This window comes from Acinetobacter lactucae (genome assembly GCF_013122135.1).
Taxonomy (GTDB): domain Bacteria; phylum Pseudomonadota; class Gammaproteobacteria; order Pseudomonadales; family Moraxellaceae; genus Acinetobacter; species Acinetobacter lactucae.
Genome location: NZ_CP053391.1, coordinates 733,425 through 749,017 on the forward strand (window position 1 = coordinate 733,425; position 15,593 = coordinate 749,017).

At 39.6% G+C, this 15,593-nt stretch carries 12 protein-coding genes; 5 read left to right on the forward strand and 7 right to left on the reverse strand.

What is annotated here, in order from left to right; all coding sequences use genetic code 11:
- The first annotated feature begins 66 nt into the window (after nucleotides 1-66).
- Both HLV59_RS03595 and HLV59_RS03600 read left to right on the forward strand, forming a co-directional pair.
- Nucleotides 67-972: an AEC family transporter gene (locus tag HLV59_RS03595; RefSeq protein ID WP_171429355.1), complete on the forward strand. Its 906-nt coding sequence runs from the start codon at nucleotides 67-69 to the stop codon at nucleotides 970-972.
- A 95-nt stretch (nucleotides 973-1,067) separates the two neighbouring features.
- On the forward strand, nucleotides 1,068-2,090 hold the full coding sequence (locus HLV59_RS03600; protein ID WP_171429356.1) for a molecular chaperone DnaJ: 1,023 nt from the start codon (nucleotides 1,068-1,070) through the stop codon (nucleotides 2,088-2,090).
- A 146-nt stretch (nucleotides 2,091-2,236) separates the two neighbouring features.
- On the opposite strand, the gene HLV59_RS03605 is transcribed toward HLV59_RS03600, so the two are convergent.
- Entirely contained in the window at nucleotides 2,237-3,616 is a 1,380-nt protein-coding gene (locus HLV59_RS03605) for a DUF4062 domain-containing protein (RefSeq protein WP_171429357.1), read from the reverse strand.
- 103 nt (nucleotides 3,617-3,719) lie between these two features.
- Nucleotides 3,720-6,617: a valine--tRNA ligase gene (locus tag HLV59_RS03610; RefSeq protein WP_171429358.1), complete on the reverse strand. Its 2,898-nt coding sequence runs from the start codon at nucleotides 6,615-6,617 to the stop codon at nucleotides 3,720-3,722.
- A gap of 196 nt (nucleotides 6,618-6,813) precedes the next feature.
- Between HLV59_RS03610 and HLV59_RS03615 the strand changes: the two genes are divergently transcribed.
- The 3 genes from HLV59_RS03615 to HLV59_RS03625 are packed head-to-tail and all read left to right on the forward strand — an operon-like array spanning nucleotide 6,814 to nucleotide 8,805.
- A complete protein-coding gene (locus HLV59_RS03615; RefSeq protein WP_061874888.1) occupies nucleotides 6,814-7,485 on the forward strand; it encodes a hypothetical protein in 672 nt (223 codons plus the stop codon).
- A 25-nt stretch (nucleotides 7,486-7,510) separates the two neighbouring features.
- Nucleotides 7,511-8,317, forward strand: coding sequence for an SDR family NAD(P)-dependent oxidoreductase (locus HLV59_RS03620; protein WP_171429359.1), 807 nt, complete (start codon nucleotides 7,511-7,513; stop codon nucleotides 8,315-8,317).
- 53 nt (nucleotides 8,318-8,370) lie between these two features.
- A complete protein-coding gene (locus HLV59_RS03625; RefSeq protein WP_016143340.1) occupies nucleotides 8,371-8,805 on the forward strand; it encodes a nuclear transport factor 2 family protein in 435 nt (144 codons plus the stop codon).
- Here the strand turns inward: HLV59_RS03625 and HLV59_RS03630 are convergent.
- From HLV59_RS03630 to adeI, 5 genes are all read right to left on the reverse strand, one after another.
- The gene (locus HLV59_RS03630; RefSeq protein ID WP_016143339.1) at nucleotides 8,802-9,236 is read right to left on the reverse strand and encodes a YbjQ family protein; all 435 of its coding nucleotides are present in this window, start codon (nucleotides 9,234-9,236) and stop codon (nucleotides 8,802-8,804) included. The two genes, HLV59_RS03625 and HLV59_RS03630, sit on opposite strands and share 4 nt — an antisense overlap.
- A 7-nt stretch (nucleotides 9,237-9,243) precedes the next feature.
- Nucleotides 9,244-9,594, reverse strand: a complete 351-nt coding sequence (locus HLV59_RS03635; protein ID WP_000927245.1) for a YbjQ family protein — start codon at nucleotides 9,592-9,594, stop codon at nucleotides 9,244-9,246.
- Between the two features lie 108 nt (nucleotides 9,595-9,702).
- On the reverse strand, nucleotides 9,703-11,154 hold the full coding sequence (adeK, locus tag HLV59_RS03640) for a multidrug efflux RND transporter outer membrane channel subunit AdeK (protein ID WP_016143337.1): 1,452 nt from the start codon (nucleotides 11,152-11,154) through the stop codon (nucleotides 9,703-9,705).
- Nucleotides 11,154-14,330 (reverse strand): multidrug efflux RND transporter permease subunit AdeJ, encoded by a 3,177-nt coding sequence (adeJ, locus tag HLV59_RS03645; protein WP_031949160.1) that lies wholly within the window; start codon nucleotides 14,328-14,330, stop codon nucleotides 11,154-11,156. The genes adeK and adeJ overlap by 1 nt, the downstream gene beginning before the upstream one ends.
- Nucleotides 14,331-14,342: 12 nt before the next feature.
- Nucleotides 14,343-15,593, reverse strand: a complete 1,251-nt coding sequence (gene adeI / locus HLV59_RS03650) for a multidrug efflux RND transporter periplasmic adaptor subunit AdeI (RefSeq protein ID WP_057106116.1) — start codon at nucleotides 15,591-15,593, stop codon at nucleotides 14,343-14,345.

Below are 15,593 nucleotides of genomic sequence, written 5' to 3' on the forward strand. Positions count from 1 at the left end.
TTTAATATATGAGTAAGCCAAGCTAATTGCCAAAACAGAAAGCCATAACAAAACTCGAGTAAAGAAATGAATAGTATTGTTTTATCTCTTTTTCCCTTAGTTGCATTAATTGCATCGGGATACTTATTTAAAAAATATCGTTTTTTTAGCGATGAGTTTTGGGTTGGGGCAGAGAAGCTGAATTACTATATTCTATTTCCCGCTTTGCTTTTCAGTACGCTATCGACTGCAAAAATTGACTTACAAAGCTTGAGTACAGCCATTATTGCGATGTTGATTGTGGTCTTAGCTGTGACCACCTTTTTGTACATACTCCGAATGTTTTGGCACATACCGCCTGCACGTTTTGGTGTACACGTACAAAGTATGGTTCGTTTTAATACTTATATTGGTTTGGCTTTAGTCACTTCGCTTTTTAAAAGTGAAGGAATGGCAATACTGGCAATTTTATTGGCGCTTTGTATTCCACTTGTGAACGTTATTTCGGTGCTTGCTTTAACCTCTAAAGAACACATGGCAATTAAACCTGTTTTGATTGCACTTCTCAAAAACCCTTTAATTGCATCGTGTGTGATTGGGGCAATAGTCAATGCACTTCATATCCCAATTTGGGAAGGCTTTACTCAGTTTATTAAGCTTTTTTCAGTGTCGAGTTTGCCACTAGGTTTGTTATGTGTTGGCGCAGCTTTACAGTTTTTGCAAATTAAAAAAGACATTGGGGTATTGGCTGCAGATACATTTGCGCGACTTTTAGCACTGCCTGCTTTGGCTTACGCTGTCTGCATGTGGTTTAGTTTATCAAGCTTACAAACGCAAATTTTAGTCATTTTCTTTGCGCTACCGACTGCTTCAGCTTCATACATTTTAACCAAAGTTTTGGGTGGGGATAGTCAGCTTATGGCAGCCGTGATTAGCTTTCAAACTCTATGTGCCGCCGTAACCTTGCCATTAGTGATTTGGTGGATTTCTTAAGATATAAATTTTTGGCCTCTTAACACTTAAAGAATGCTTTGCTACCTTCCTCATCTGATTATTGCTACACTTTTTTCTTTTTCAGGTGGATGAATATGTCCTTTGATCTCAAAGTGAGCTTGCAGCAAAGGTCTGAACCGTCTGCACAGCAGAAAAAACTGAATCGCCTGATTGATAAAATAGAGCAGCAAAAAGTTAGCCTGAGCACATGGCAAAATGCACAAGCTGAAATTCAACAACACATACGGCAAAAACTGATGCCTGTGTATAGCGATTTACATGCCGTGCTATTTCAGCAGTTGGATCAACTTTGGAATATGTTACATAGCCATGATTTTTCTAAAGCAGACATGCAACAACTCGATGAAAAAAATGCCCAGCTTGCGCAAATGTTGACGTGCTCTAAAATGCTGTCTGCTCAACAGTTGGAGCTGGTAAAGCAGATCGATACCTTTTATCAGCAACATGCACAAGAGTCGGTAAAAAAGAATAAAAAAGCTCATTCAATAAAATCTGAATACCAAGAAAGCTTTCATCAAAGTGCAGAGTTAGAAGATGACTTTGAAAAGTACGCTGCCGAGCAACAACAAGCGCGGGAACAAGCCAAACAGCAAAGACAGCAACAGAAACGTGAACAAGCCGAGCAAATGGCAACTCAGTCACTCAAAACAGTCTATTTAAAAATTGCTGCGATGATTCACCCAGACCGTGAGCAAGATGAAACAAAGAAAGAAGAAAAAACTGAGTTATTCCAACAAGCAAGTCAGGCCTATGAAAAACAGGATTTATTTTATTTACTCAAACTTCAGTTACAGCTTGAACAGAATAAGGGGCTAGGCGCTAAAGAATTATCTGCTGAGCAGTTGCGATTTTATAAACTGGCTTTGGATGCACAAAGTCAGCAGCTTGAAAGCCAAATTGCTGAGATTTTGGATTCTTTTCAGTTAGCAAAAAACGTAAAAGCAGAGAATGTGCATATTAGTGATGTTTATAAAGCTATAGATGCTGATTGTGCTGAGTTAAAACAGCAGTTAAAGTGGGAAAAAGAGCATTTAAAGCATATGAAAAAGGTGAGTGGGGTAGAGATGTTATTGGGGCATGGGGTTTTATTATCTTAAGAATTTATTTCACTCCTTTAGAGAATAACATCCCTCACCCATGGGAAGAGGGAACTATCAATATTTGTTGAATAATAAGCAAATTTGTAAATAACTCTATTCGTTTAAACAAATAGGGTTATATATGATTCAATACTTTTAAAGAATTAAGATGATTTTCTAAAGATATTTAAGGTGTCATCATCTGAATCCTTTCGTATATTAAGTAGAATTGAATTTATAAGCTCTATTGTAGATTCACTTATTTCTTGTGAGTTGATAGCTTCTTTAATTCTCTCTTCCGCATATGAATACATATCTTGTTTAATGTATCTTATATAGCTAATTATTTCAGGTATATTATTTTCATTTAAAGCCTCAACAATAGTTCTTCTTGTTGGTTCATCTATTTTGATGAAATCATTCCAGTCATCTTTTAAATCTTCATAAATTCTTGAATTTTCTATTATAAAAAAATAGTTTTCACTAATTAAAATATTTTTTATAGCATTACGATGTAAAGGATGTCTGGATCTGAAAATAATATTAAATAAATCTTTGAAGTTATCGTTGATATCGGTAGATATGATTTTAGAAATATTTAAATTGGTTGTAATAATTTCTTCTAATGAAAAGTTACTTGTTATTATTACCTCATTTATATTAGCTATATCAGTTTCTACTTTACTTATCATATATGATAGTGAAGAAATAAGTTTCCTAAATTTAATAACGCCTTTAGCTACTACTCTTTCATTACCTTTTGGAAGCACAGAAAGTATAGCTTCTTTAAGATCATCAAATCGATCAGTTAATTTATTAATATAATCTTGTTGAGCAGCACTTTCTTTTCTAAGATTTTTTCTCTCATCCATCAATGTTTTTAATTTTTCGGCGAGTTGTTTTTTTAAAGCTTGCTCAATATCCAAATAATTTGAGTATGATTGAATAGAGTTACCATATTTTCTATTTTTTAAAATTTCAATAAATTCAAATAAATACTTTGAATGATTTTTTTCAATTGATGGTATTGTAAGATCTTCAATTTTATCCTTATTAAAGGTGTAAAGTTCGTTAAAATTCCATACCTTATCTTTTACAAATGCATAAATAGGAATATCTTCTTGAATAGCTCTCAAGATTTCAAAATGAGTAATGGAAAATCCATAACGTATTTTTTTTATAGTGCTATCGGCTTCAGAAGCTTTTGCCGATTTTTGAGTCCGTTCCTGCATTTCTTCAATTAGATCTTTTAATTTAATTTTGCTATTTAAACGATCTTGAATAATATCTAAATTAATTTCTTTTAAAGCATCATCTATGGCAACTCCTCCATATCTACTTCCTACTAATAATATTACCATATCAGCATTTGATATTTGTCTGATGCAACTTACATGAGTATGTTCATGATGATCATAATGAACATCATTGTGATCACTTAGAATCGGATCGTGGCCTAAATTAAGGAGTAAATTACGGACTTGTGCACGCTCTTCGAATAAATCATAGCAAGTAGAGGAAATAAATATTTTTAAACCAGACATTAAGTTTGACTCATTTAGTTTTTTATTAATTATATTGATAACTATTTAAATTTGATATAAAAATCCCCTCATTTGAGGGGATTTTTTGAATCAAATTACTGCATTAAAGCGCAGCAATTTGTTCCATATTCGCTTTAACTTTCTCTAACTGAGCAGCAAACTCAGCAAGCTTCGCTTTTTCACCTTCAACAACTGCTGCTGGTGCTTTAGAGACAAAGCCTTCGTTTGCAAGTTTGCCCGCAATTTGGTCGTGTTGCTTCTGGATTTTATCCAAGTCTTTTTGCAAACGAGCAAGCTCAGCTTTAGGGTCAATTAAGCCTTTCATTGGTACAAATACCGATGCATGACTAACAACACTAGAGCAAGACAAAGGTGGCTCTTGATCTTTATTCAAGAACTCAATGCTTTCAACTTTAGCCAATGCTTTGAACAACGCTTCAATACGAATAATTTGTTCACGTTCAGCATCAGACGTATTTTGAAGTAATACTGGCAACAAGCGCGCATTACCTAAGCCTAACTCACCACGAATGTTACGTACTGCACCAATCAAACCTTGAAGCCATTGCATATCTGCTTCAGCTTGTTCATTGATTTTTGCTTGCTCAGGAATAGGGTACTGAGCAGTCATAATCGTTGGACCACCTTGACCAAGCATTGGTGCAAGCGTCTGCCAGATTTCTTCTGTTAAATACGGCATTAATGGATGAGCCAAACGTAATGAAGCTTCCATCACAGCAAGCAATACACGGCGTACTTCAGCTTTACGCTCTTCTGAAACTTCTGCATCGTTTAGAACTGGTTTAGTTAACTCAACGTACCAGTCACAGTATTCATTCCAGATAAAGTCGTAAATCGCTTGAGCAGCAAGGTCTAAACGGTAAGTTGCAAACGCTTGATGTACAGCAGCTTCCGCTTTTTGCAGACGGCTCATAATCCATTGTTCTGGAAGTTCCCAAAGATCAGGGCGGGCCTCTTGACCAACAGTTTGACCTTCAACATTCATGAGAACGAAACGGGTTGCGTTCCAGATTTTGTTACAGAAGTTACGGTAGCCTTCAACACGTTTTAAATCGAACTTGATGTCACGACCAGTGTTTGCAAGTGCACAGAACGTGAAACGAACTGCGTCAGTACCATAAGCATTGATGCCTTCTGGGAACTCTTTGCGCGTTGATTTTTCAATCTTCGCTGCATCTTTCGGGTTCATGAGGCCAGTCGTACGCTTTGCAACTAAGCTTTCTAAATCAATACCGTCAATCAAGTCTAATGGGTCAAGTACGTTACCTTTAGACTTCGACATTTTTTGACCTTCACCATCACGTACCAAGCCGTGAACGTAAACAGTCTTAAATGGAACTTGAGATGAACCATCTTCATTTTTCATGAAGTGTAGGGTCATCATGATCATGCGGGCAACCCAGAAGAAAATGATGTCAAAACCAGTCACCAACACGTCTGTTGGGTGGAAGGTTTTTAAGAAATCATTTGCTGCGTCTTTTTGTGCGTCGCCAGTCCAACCTAAAGTTGAGAATGTCCAAAGTGCAGATGAGAACCATGTATCAAGAACGTCTTCGTCTTGTTTAAGTTCAACGTCAGCCGCGATGTTATTTTTCGCGCGTACTTCTTCTTCGTTACGGCCAACATAGATATTGCCATTTGCATCGTACCAAGCTGGAATACGGTGACCCCACCAAAGCTGACGTGAAATACACCAGTCTTGAATGTCACGCATCCATGCCATGTACATGTTGCTGTACTGCTCTGGAACAAACTTAATGCGGCCATCTTGAACTGCTTCAATTGCAGGCTCAGCAAGAGGAGCAATTTTTACATACCATTGGTCAGTCAATAATGGCTCAATGATCACACCTGAACGGTCACCGCGTGGCGCTTTTAAGTCATATGGTTGGATTTGATCTAACCAGCCTTCAGCTTCAGCTTGAGCAACTAATTTTTTACGTGCTTCAAAACGCTCTAAACCAGCATAGTCCGCAGGTGCCGTAATGGTTTTAGAAATTTGTTCGCCAGCTTTTGCAATATATTCAAACTCGCCTAAAACTTCGGCATTTTTGTTGAAGATATTGATGATTGGCAAGCTATTGCGTTTACCTAGGTCATAGTCGTTGAAGTCGTGAGCAGGCGTGATTTTTACACAGCCAGTACCGAAGTCTTTTTCAACGTAGTCGTCGGCAACGATCGGGATTAAACGACCAGTAATTGGCAATACAATATTTTTACCAACAAGGTGTGCATAACGCTCATCTTCAGGATGAACAGCAACCGCAGTATCGCCCAGTAATGTTTCAGGACGAGTTGTTGCAACAACTAAATAGTCTTTGCCGTCTTGAGTTTTAACTGATTTGTCTTCAAAGAAATATTTAAAATGCCAAAGTGAGCCTTTTTCTTCTTTGCTTTCTACTTCAAGGTCAGAAAGTGCTGTTTGAAGTTTAGGGTCCCAGTTTACAAGGCGCTTACCACGGTAAATTAAACCGTCTTCGTGCAAACGAACGAATACTTCTTTAACAGCGTTTGATAAACCTTCGTCCATCGTGAAGCGTTCACGTGACCAGTCTACAGACGAACCTAAACGACGAATTTGTTTCGTAATTGTGCCGCCAGATTGTTCTTTCCATTCCCAAACTTTGTCGATGAACTTTTCACGGCCTAAGTCGTGACGAGTTACACCTTGTAAGCCAAGTTGACGCTCAACAACCATTTGCGTTGCAATACCAGCGTGGTCAGTACCTGGTTGCCACAACGTGTTTTTACCCATCATACGGTTATAACGGGTGAGGGCATCCATAATGGCATTGTTAAAACCATGGCCCATGTGCAAACTACCAGTGACGTTTGGTGGTGGAATCATGATACAGAATGATTCACCGTGACCAGAAGGTTTGAAGTAACCTTGTTCTTCCCACGTTTTGTACCACTTCTTTTCGATCTCGGTTGGATCGTATGTGGTGGCAATATTTTGAGCGGTTTGAGCGTCAGTCATAGTAGCTTAGATCGAATATGCATAAAAAATTGCATCTATTGTAGCAAAAAAATGCCTCGAAATTAATGTGCTGAAAACAGATAAACGGTTTTGTATTTTTTTCAAAAAACGGTAGATTTATGAAAGATGGATCACAATTTAATCGTGTAGGCACACGGCACAAAAATTACAAAAGAATTGAAAAAGGATGCTGCTGATGAGTTATGAAGTTTTTTTGAAAATTTCCGATTCGACTTATACCCAGTTCGAGGCCATTCGGCAAAAACTGCATAATGGGGTAAGTCAAAGTCAGGCAAAAATTTTGGGGGATGTATTGTCTGACCTTTCTTGTGAAATTATTGAACAGGTTTTTTCTGTGCTTTTACAGTCAGGAAATGCAACCATGTCTCCAAAACAACAAGCTGAGTCTGAAAAAGTTATTCAGCAAGTTTTAGAGACTTTTCGAAAATACATGCCTTGGTCAGTTTCATTCTTTGGAAATGAACGTCTTTTACCTTTAGTTGACTACATGACATCTCTCATGAAAGAGCAAGGGCAGCAAGTTTATATTACTTATCCGGTCACACTTCAACTCGTGCAACAAGCCGAAACCCTTACGCAGCAAATTCGTGACGGTAATATGCAAAGTATTACGGCTGCATTTGAGACCCTCATACAAATTGTGGATTTAGGCGTAACAAGCCTAGTACGTGAGCCTAAAAAGCGTTTAAAATTTAATTTGGTTGTCGATAAAACTCTTAACGGAGTCATCAACATGACGACGCATTTGGGCTATAAACGTTTGGAAAAGTTAGGTACACAGGTCGATCAGACCACAGCCACTCATTATATCAACCACTTTTTGGCCTTCATGCATCAAGCAGCATAATTTAAAAAGATAATAGGAACATTACATGGCCAAACTTGATACTTTGCAAAATAAAGTGGTATGGATTACGGGCGCATCTTCTGGTTTGGGTAAGGCCTTAGCAGGGGAATTGGCTTTACAAGGCGCAAAGCTGATTTTGACCTCGCGTCGTTTTGAAGAATTAGAAGAGGTTCGGGTTGGTTTATTAAATCCCGATCATCATTTGTCTGTGGTCGCAGATATTACTGATGAAAAGCAGGTTCAAGAGGCTTATAAGCAGATTTTAAAGGCGAAAGGTCGTATTGACTGGCTCATCAATAATGCGGGTTTAAGCCAACGTGCTTTAATTAAAGACACGACCATGGCAACTGAACGCGCCATTATGGAAGTCGATTATTTCTCACAAGTCGCACTCACCAAAACCGTCCTACCAACGATGCTAAAACAAAAGTCTGGCCGAGTTGTATTTGTGTCGAGTGTAGCGGGTTTGTTGGGTACACAGTATCGTGCAAGTTACTCCGCTGCTAAAGCAGCAATTCATATGTGGGCAAATAGTTTACGTGCTGAAGTCTCAGATCAAGGGGTGGAAGTTTCAGTTATTTTCCCTGGTTTCGTAAAAACCAATGTTTCTTTCAATGCACTCAATGGTGCAGGGGAACCTCAAGGTCACCAAGACGAAGCAATCGAGAATGGTTTAGAGGCAGATGTTTTTGCAGAGCAAGCTGTAAAAGCGTTAGTACAGGGGCAAGAATATATTGTTGTGGGGGGAACCAAAGAAAAAATAGGTGTGATGGTTTCTCGGATGTCACCAAAACTTCTTTATAAAATGATTCGGAAAACAAAAGTAAAATAAAAAAGTGATTTCGCCGTGCTAAATTGGTGAAAAACCCGCATAGAAGGTTCGCCATGGATCAGGATTATCACCGTATTTTAGAAGTCGTCACGCGTTTTCAATTGGTCTTTGACCAGAAAAATTGGGATGCTTTTGATGAGTTGTTGGCAGATCAACTTGAGGTGGACTATTTCCAATTTAGAGGAGAGCCTTTATGTGTCGTGTCTTGTCATGAATATAAAGGTTCTCGGCAGCAAGCATTATCCCATTTACGACTACAGCACAATTTGAGTAATCCTCTAGTTCGGATTGAACAAGATCAAGCATGGCTAGAATGTAATTATCAAATTTATCGTTTTTCAGAAAATGATTATTTCCATTCCTTTGGTCGTTATTATTTTACTTTGGCGAAACAACAAGACCATTGGAAAATTACTCGAATTTGCCAACATTTAACTAAAAATATTGGCAATCCTCGCATTCATTTTTCTGAAGTTGGGCAGTATTAATCTTTTACTGCTGTACCATATGCAAATACTTCAACCATTCCGCCTTGCATTCCGAGTTCGGTTGTACTCAGCCGAACTCCCATAATATGAGTAGCACCGACACTTTGAGCTTGTTGTTTTAAACGTACAATCGCTTCACGGCGAGCACGCTCAACAATACTTTCATAACTGTTTAGTCGTCCGCCCAAAATGTTTTTTATAGATGCCAATACATATTTAAAGTAGTCATGAGAAATCACGACATTACTGCTAATAAAATGGCCCAGTTGATCACTTGTTGCAAAACGATTGGTATCAATTCGGATATGGGCAAATTGTTGCTCTTTTTCTAGAAGTTCATTCAAATGTTTTCGTTCAATATGGCGGCCAAAAGCCCAACCAATACTGAAAAGAATGAGAAAAATAACAAGCTGAAAAATAAGATTGTCCATTTTCTACCTATGCATTAAATGGATCGGGTAGATGAGGGGCTTGAGGCTGCACAACCACTGCTGTGCCATATACAAATAATTCAGAAGCACCTTGAGCAATATTTGAAGTTGAAAAACGAATACCGACAATTGCATTCGCACCAAGTTGCTGAGCTTTTACAATCATACGCTGCATGGCTTCTTGGCGAGATTCTTCTAATAATTCGGTATACCCTGTAAGTTCACCACCAACAATATTTTTTAAACTTGCCATCAAGTCACGGCCAACATGCTTGCTACGAACGGTACTTCCGTAAACAACATCCAGCTGCTTTAAAATTTGGTGGCCTGGAACGCTTTCTAAATTACTCAGTAACATTGTTTTTTATCAATCTAAATTATTAAGGTTTCAAGATAAAAAATATTCAGTTGAGTTGCAATAAAAAAGCCCACCGAAGTGAGCTTTTATGAATAAGTTATTTAAAACTTATTGCTTTTTAAGTTCAGCACTAGATGGTTGATTAACCACTGTATCTGAAGTATTTGCTTTTAAACCACCACCTAGAGTTTTGTATAACTCGATTTGGTTATTTAAGTTTGCTTGTTGAAGCAATAACAAACCTTGTTCTGCTGAATAAGATGAACGCTGTGCATCAAGAACCGTCAAGTAACTATCAATACCAGCACGGAAGCGGGCATTTGAAAGTGTGTAGTTGCGGTTAGTTGCTTCTACTAGACGTTGTTGAGCTGTTAAACGCTCACCAATGTTGGCACGAGTTGCAAGCGCATCATTAACTTCGCGGAACGCAGACTGAACTGATTTTTCATAATCAGACAATGCAATTTTCTGATCAGTTTCAGAAATTTTTACATTGGCACGACGAGTGCCCCAGTCAAAGATTGGCAAGTCTAAGCTTGGTCCAATTGACCATACAAAACCACCAGACTTAAATAGATCACTTAAGTCAGTTGATGCATAACCTGCAGAACCCGTTAAGCTAATCGTTGGGAATAAACGTGCTTTTGCAGCACCAATATTCGCACCAGCAGCGCTTAAGTTATATTCAGCAGCTTTTACATCTGGACGGTTGTTAAGCAAGTCGCTTGGTAAACCCGCTGTAAATACATTTTGTTGCGTAATGCGTTTTACAGGTTGGGTTGGCAACAAGTTTTGTGGAACTGATTGACCTACTAACAAGTTCAACAAGTTTTGTGCTTGAGCAATCTGTGTTTTGTAGTTCGCTACATCATTACGCGCAGTTTCTACAGAAATCTGTGCCTGACGTAGTGGAACTTCACTGTCGATGCCCACATCAAAACGTTTTTTGTTGAGATTGTAAGAATCTTGCTGTGCTTTAAGTGTTTGCTCTGCAAGTCTTAAGTTGGCAGTTGCGAAAGAATAGTTCAACCACGCTTGAGCCACTTGACTAATTAGACTGATTTGAGTCGAATCACGTGCGCTTTGCGTTGAAAGGTAACTATCTAGTGCAGCATCTTTTAAGCTACGTACGCGGCCCCAAAAATCAAGCTCATAGGCAGTTACACCCAAACCTACTTGATAAGTAGAGTAGGGGTTATTTGGATCACGGCTTTGAGAAACCTGACGAATTGCACTACCACTTGCTCCGATAGTTGGAAGCTGGTTGTTTTGCGTAATTCGATATTGCTGTTGAGCACGTTCGATATTAAGCGTTGCTGTACGTAAGTCGCGGTTGTTGGCAAGTGCCAAATCAATCACTCCGAGCAAACGAGGGTCAGCAAAGAATTCTTTGTAACCTTGTTCAGCAATAGACGTACCAGAAGCGCTATATGCATAGCTTTGTGGAATATCGGTTTTCACGACTGGTTCTGGGCCGCGCATGCTTTGACAAGCTGTCAAAGCAAGCGCAAGTGCAGATACCGCAATGCTACGACCTGAAATAGACCATACTGTTTGCATCACGATTTATGCTCCTGAGTGTTTATGGTTTTTGGTTTGTACTTAAAGATACTACGAATCCATACATAGAATACAGGGATAAAGAAGATACCTAAGAACGTTGCGCTGATTACGCCGCCGAGTACACCGTAACCTACGGAATGCTGACTTCCTGCGCCTGCACCTGTTGAAAGGGCAAGTGGAAGTACACCGAAACCGAAGGCAAGGGTAGTCATGATAATTGGGCGTAAACGCATTTTTGCAGCATGTAAAGTTGCATCAATGAGGTCTTCACCTTTTTCCTGCAGCTCTTTCGCGAACTCAACAATCAAGATCGCATTTTTTGCAGAAAGACCGATTACCGCAATCATCGCTACTTGGAAGTAAATGTTATTTGAGAGATTTGGATCTCCTTTAATAATCATACCCAAGTAAGTTAATACGATTGCACCAATAATACCGAGTGGTACCACAAGTAAAACCGAGAATGGAATAGACCAGCTTTCGTACAATGCAGCCAAGCAGAGGAAAACGATTAACAATGAAAGCGCATATAAGAATGGAGCTTGAGCACCAGATTCACGTTCTTCAAGTGATAAACCTGTCCATTCATAGTCGAAACCTTGTAAGCCCATAGAAGGTAACTTAGCAATAATTTCTTCCATCGCCTTCATTGAGTCACCAGAGCTTACGCCAGGTGCAGGTGTACCTTGAATATTAACCGATGAAACGCCGTTATAACGTTCAAGACGTGGAGAACCGTATGTCCATTCGCCAGTAGCAAATGCAGAGAACGGAACCATTTCGCCTTTGTTATTACGTACATACCACTTGTTTAAGTCTTCAGGCATCATACGGCTATTCGAATCACCTTGAACATAAACTTTTTTCACACGTCCACGGTCAACGAAATCGTTGATGTATGAGCCACCCCACGCAATACGCATTGTATTGTTAATGTCGGCAATGCTCACGCCCATGGCACCAGCTTGAGCCTGATCTACATTAATTTGATATTGAGGTGTATCTTCTTGACCATTAGGGCGAACACCGACAAGACGTTTATCTTGTGAAGCCAAACCTAAAATTGCGTTACGTGCGGCAATAAGTTTCTCATGGCCTTGACCACTTGAATCTTTAAGCTGCAAGTTAAAACCGGCTGTTACACCAAGTTCAGGCATTGCTGGAAGCTGTAATGGCATGATGTAAGATGCGTCTTTAACGATCATGTTCAATGCCATACCACGTTGAATCAATGCGCCAATTTGAGATTCTGGTGAGGTACGTTCACTCCAATCTTTCAATTTAACGAAGCCAATACCAGCATTTTGACCAACACCTGTGAATGAGAAACCTGAAACGGTGAAAATAGATTGCACAGTATCTTTTTCATTCATGAAGAAGTTGGTCATGGTGTCAATCACTTTACCGGTACGGTCAAGCGTTGCATTTGGCGGTAATTGAACAAGTGTCATGACCACACCCTGATCTTCTTCTGGTAAGAATGAAGATGGGAGTTTTTGGAACAAGAACACTAATAAAGCAATCACTACAGCGTAAAGTACGCCAGAGAAGATTTTGCCCTTAAGCATGCGGCTAACACCATTTTGGTAGCTATGCGACATGCGGTCAAAACCATTGTTAAAGCCTCTAAAGAACCGAGCAAAAATATTATTGCTTGGTGCTTTGTTAGGGTCATGCTGTTTTAAAATGGTTGCACAAAGTGCCGGTGTAAATGTTAATGCTACAATTAACGATAGAACCATTGCTGTTACAAGGGTAATCGAAAACTGACGGTAAATTACACCAGTTGTACCACCAAAGAATGCCATTGGTACGAATACAGCTGTTAATACACTCGTAATACCAACTAACGCGCCAGAAATCTGTTGCATTGATCGTGAAGTCGCCGTAACCGGATCGGTATGCTCTTCACTCATAACACGTTCGACGTTCTCGACTACAACAATAGCGTCATCGACCAGAAGACCAATTGCCAATACCATGGCGAACATGGTTAAGGTGTTAATTGAGAAACCAAAGATATTAATAACAGCGAATGTACCTAACACAACAACAGGTACAGCAAGTGTTGGAATAATCGTTGCACGCCAGTTCTGTAAGAACAAGAACATGACAATGAATACCAAAATTACTGCTTCAATTAATGTGTGTACAACACTTTCAATTGAAAGACGAATAAATGGAGTCGTGTCATAAGCCAGTTTGTCTTCAAGACCCGCTGGATAGTTCTTGCGTAGTTCAGATAAACGTTGTTCAACAGCTTCTGCTGTGTCGAGTGCATTGGCACCGGTTGCAATTTTAATTGCAAGACCACCAGCAGGTTTACCATTAAACTTCGAATCGAACTGATAGTTATCAGAACCTAACTCTACACGTGCAACATCTTTTAAACGAACCTCAGCACCAGATGCTGTGTTCTTTAAAAAGATATTTTTAAACTGTTCAGGTGTTTGCAACAAACTTTGAGCATTCACTGTTGCGTTAAGCACTTGACCTTGTACAGCTGGTGCACCACCTAATTGACCTACCGCTACTTGTGAGTTTTGCGCTTGTAAAGCTGTCGCAATATCACTAGGGGTAAGCTGATAACTGGTTAACTTAGCTGGATCAAGCCAAATACGCATCGCGTATGAACCACCAAAGACAGTTACCTCACCCACACCAGCAACACGGCTCAGTGGTTCTTTAATTGATGAGTTTACATAGTCTTTAATGTCTGAGTCAGAAAGACTGTTATCTGGTGAGTAAAATGCAATAACTTGCAGGAAGCTTGCACCAGATTTAGTTACTGTTACACCTTGACGTTGTACATCTTCTGGTAAAAGTGCAGTTGCAGATTGCAGTTTGTTTTGAACCTGAACCTGTGCAATATCTGGATCAATACCTTGTTGAAAGTTTAATTCAATAGAGGCCTGACCGTTACCAGCACTGTTAGAAGAGATATAACGTAAACCATCTAGACCATTCATTTGTTGTTCAATGATCTGGGTTACGGTGTTTTCAACAGTTTCAGCCGATGCACCAGGATAAGTTGCAGAAATCGTAACTGTCGGTGGTGCAATCGTCGGATACTGTGCAATAGGCATTTTTGTTAGCGTGAGAATACCCGCCAACATAATGACTAATGCAATCACCCACGCAAAAATGGGGCGATGAATAAAAAATTGTGCCATTCAATCTACCCCTTATGCATTTGAAGATGCTTTCTGTTCTGCTTGAGGTTTACCTGATTGAGCCGGTTTTGTCGCATTTGGAGCTGCACCTTGTGGATTCGCTGGTTGAGCTTGGTAAGGCTTTGCTGAAACTTCTTGCCCTTCTTTAACTTTGGCAACACCGTCAACAATCACTTTATCACCAGCTTTAAGACCGTTAGTCACAATCCAGTTTTGTCCTTGAACACCAGAGGTTACAACAGGACGACTCTCAACAGCACCTTTGGCATTAACAAGCATTGCTACAGCTTGTCCTGTAGGTAAACGCGTAATTGCAGCCTGAGGAATCAGGTAAGCATTAGGAACTACACCTTGAACAATTTGTGCAGTTGTATACATGCCTGGAAGTAACAGATGATTCGGGTTCGAGAATACAGCACGTAAAGTAATCGTTCCTGTATCCTGATTTACAGAAGCATCAGAGAAAGCAAGTTGTCCTTCGATTGGGTAAGTTGAACCGTCTTCGAGCTTCAATTTCACTTTCGTATTGTTACTGTTGTTTAAACTGCCTTTGCTAAGTTGTTGACGTAAACGTAATAACTCGGCACTAGACTGGTTAATGTCAACATAGATCGGATCTAACTGTTGAATCGTCACTAAAGGATCAGTTTGGTTTGCAGTAACTAAAGCACCAGCTGTTACAGACGAACGTCCAGACTGACCAGAAATTGGTGAGCGAATTGTAGAGTAGCCAAGATCAACATTTGCATTCGTTACTTGAGCTTTTGCAGCAGAAACTTGTGCTTCGGCAACATTAACCTGACCAAGTAAGTCGTCATATTCTTGTTTAGATACAGCATTACTCGAAACAAGCTGCTTATAACGGTTTAACTTAGTACGTAGTGAAGCTAGATTTGCCTGTTGTTGTAAAAGGGTAGCCTTTGCATTTTCAAGCGTTGCACGGTTAGTTCGAGAGTCCAGTTCATAAAGAGCCTGTCCTTCACGAACGTAACTTCCTTCAGCAAACAAGCGTTTTAAAATCACACCACTCGTTTGAGGACGAACTTCAGAAATTTGATATGCTGAAGTACGGCCGGAAAGCTCAACGCTTTGTTCAACACTTTGTGGTTGAGCAACAATAACACCTACTTCTGTAGGCGGCATTTTTTGAGCAGCAGCAGCTTGCTGTTTCTCATCGGAGCCTTTGCTACAACCAACAAGTGCGATACTTGTTGCTAATGCGCAAGCAGTAAGGGCAGGAGCCCAAAGCTTAGCCGACATCAT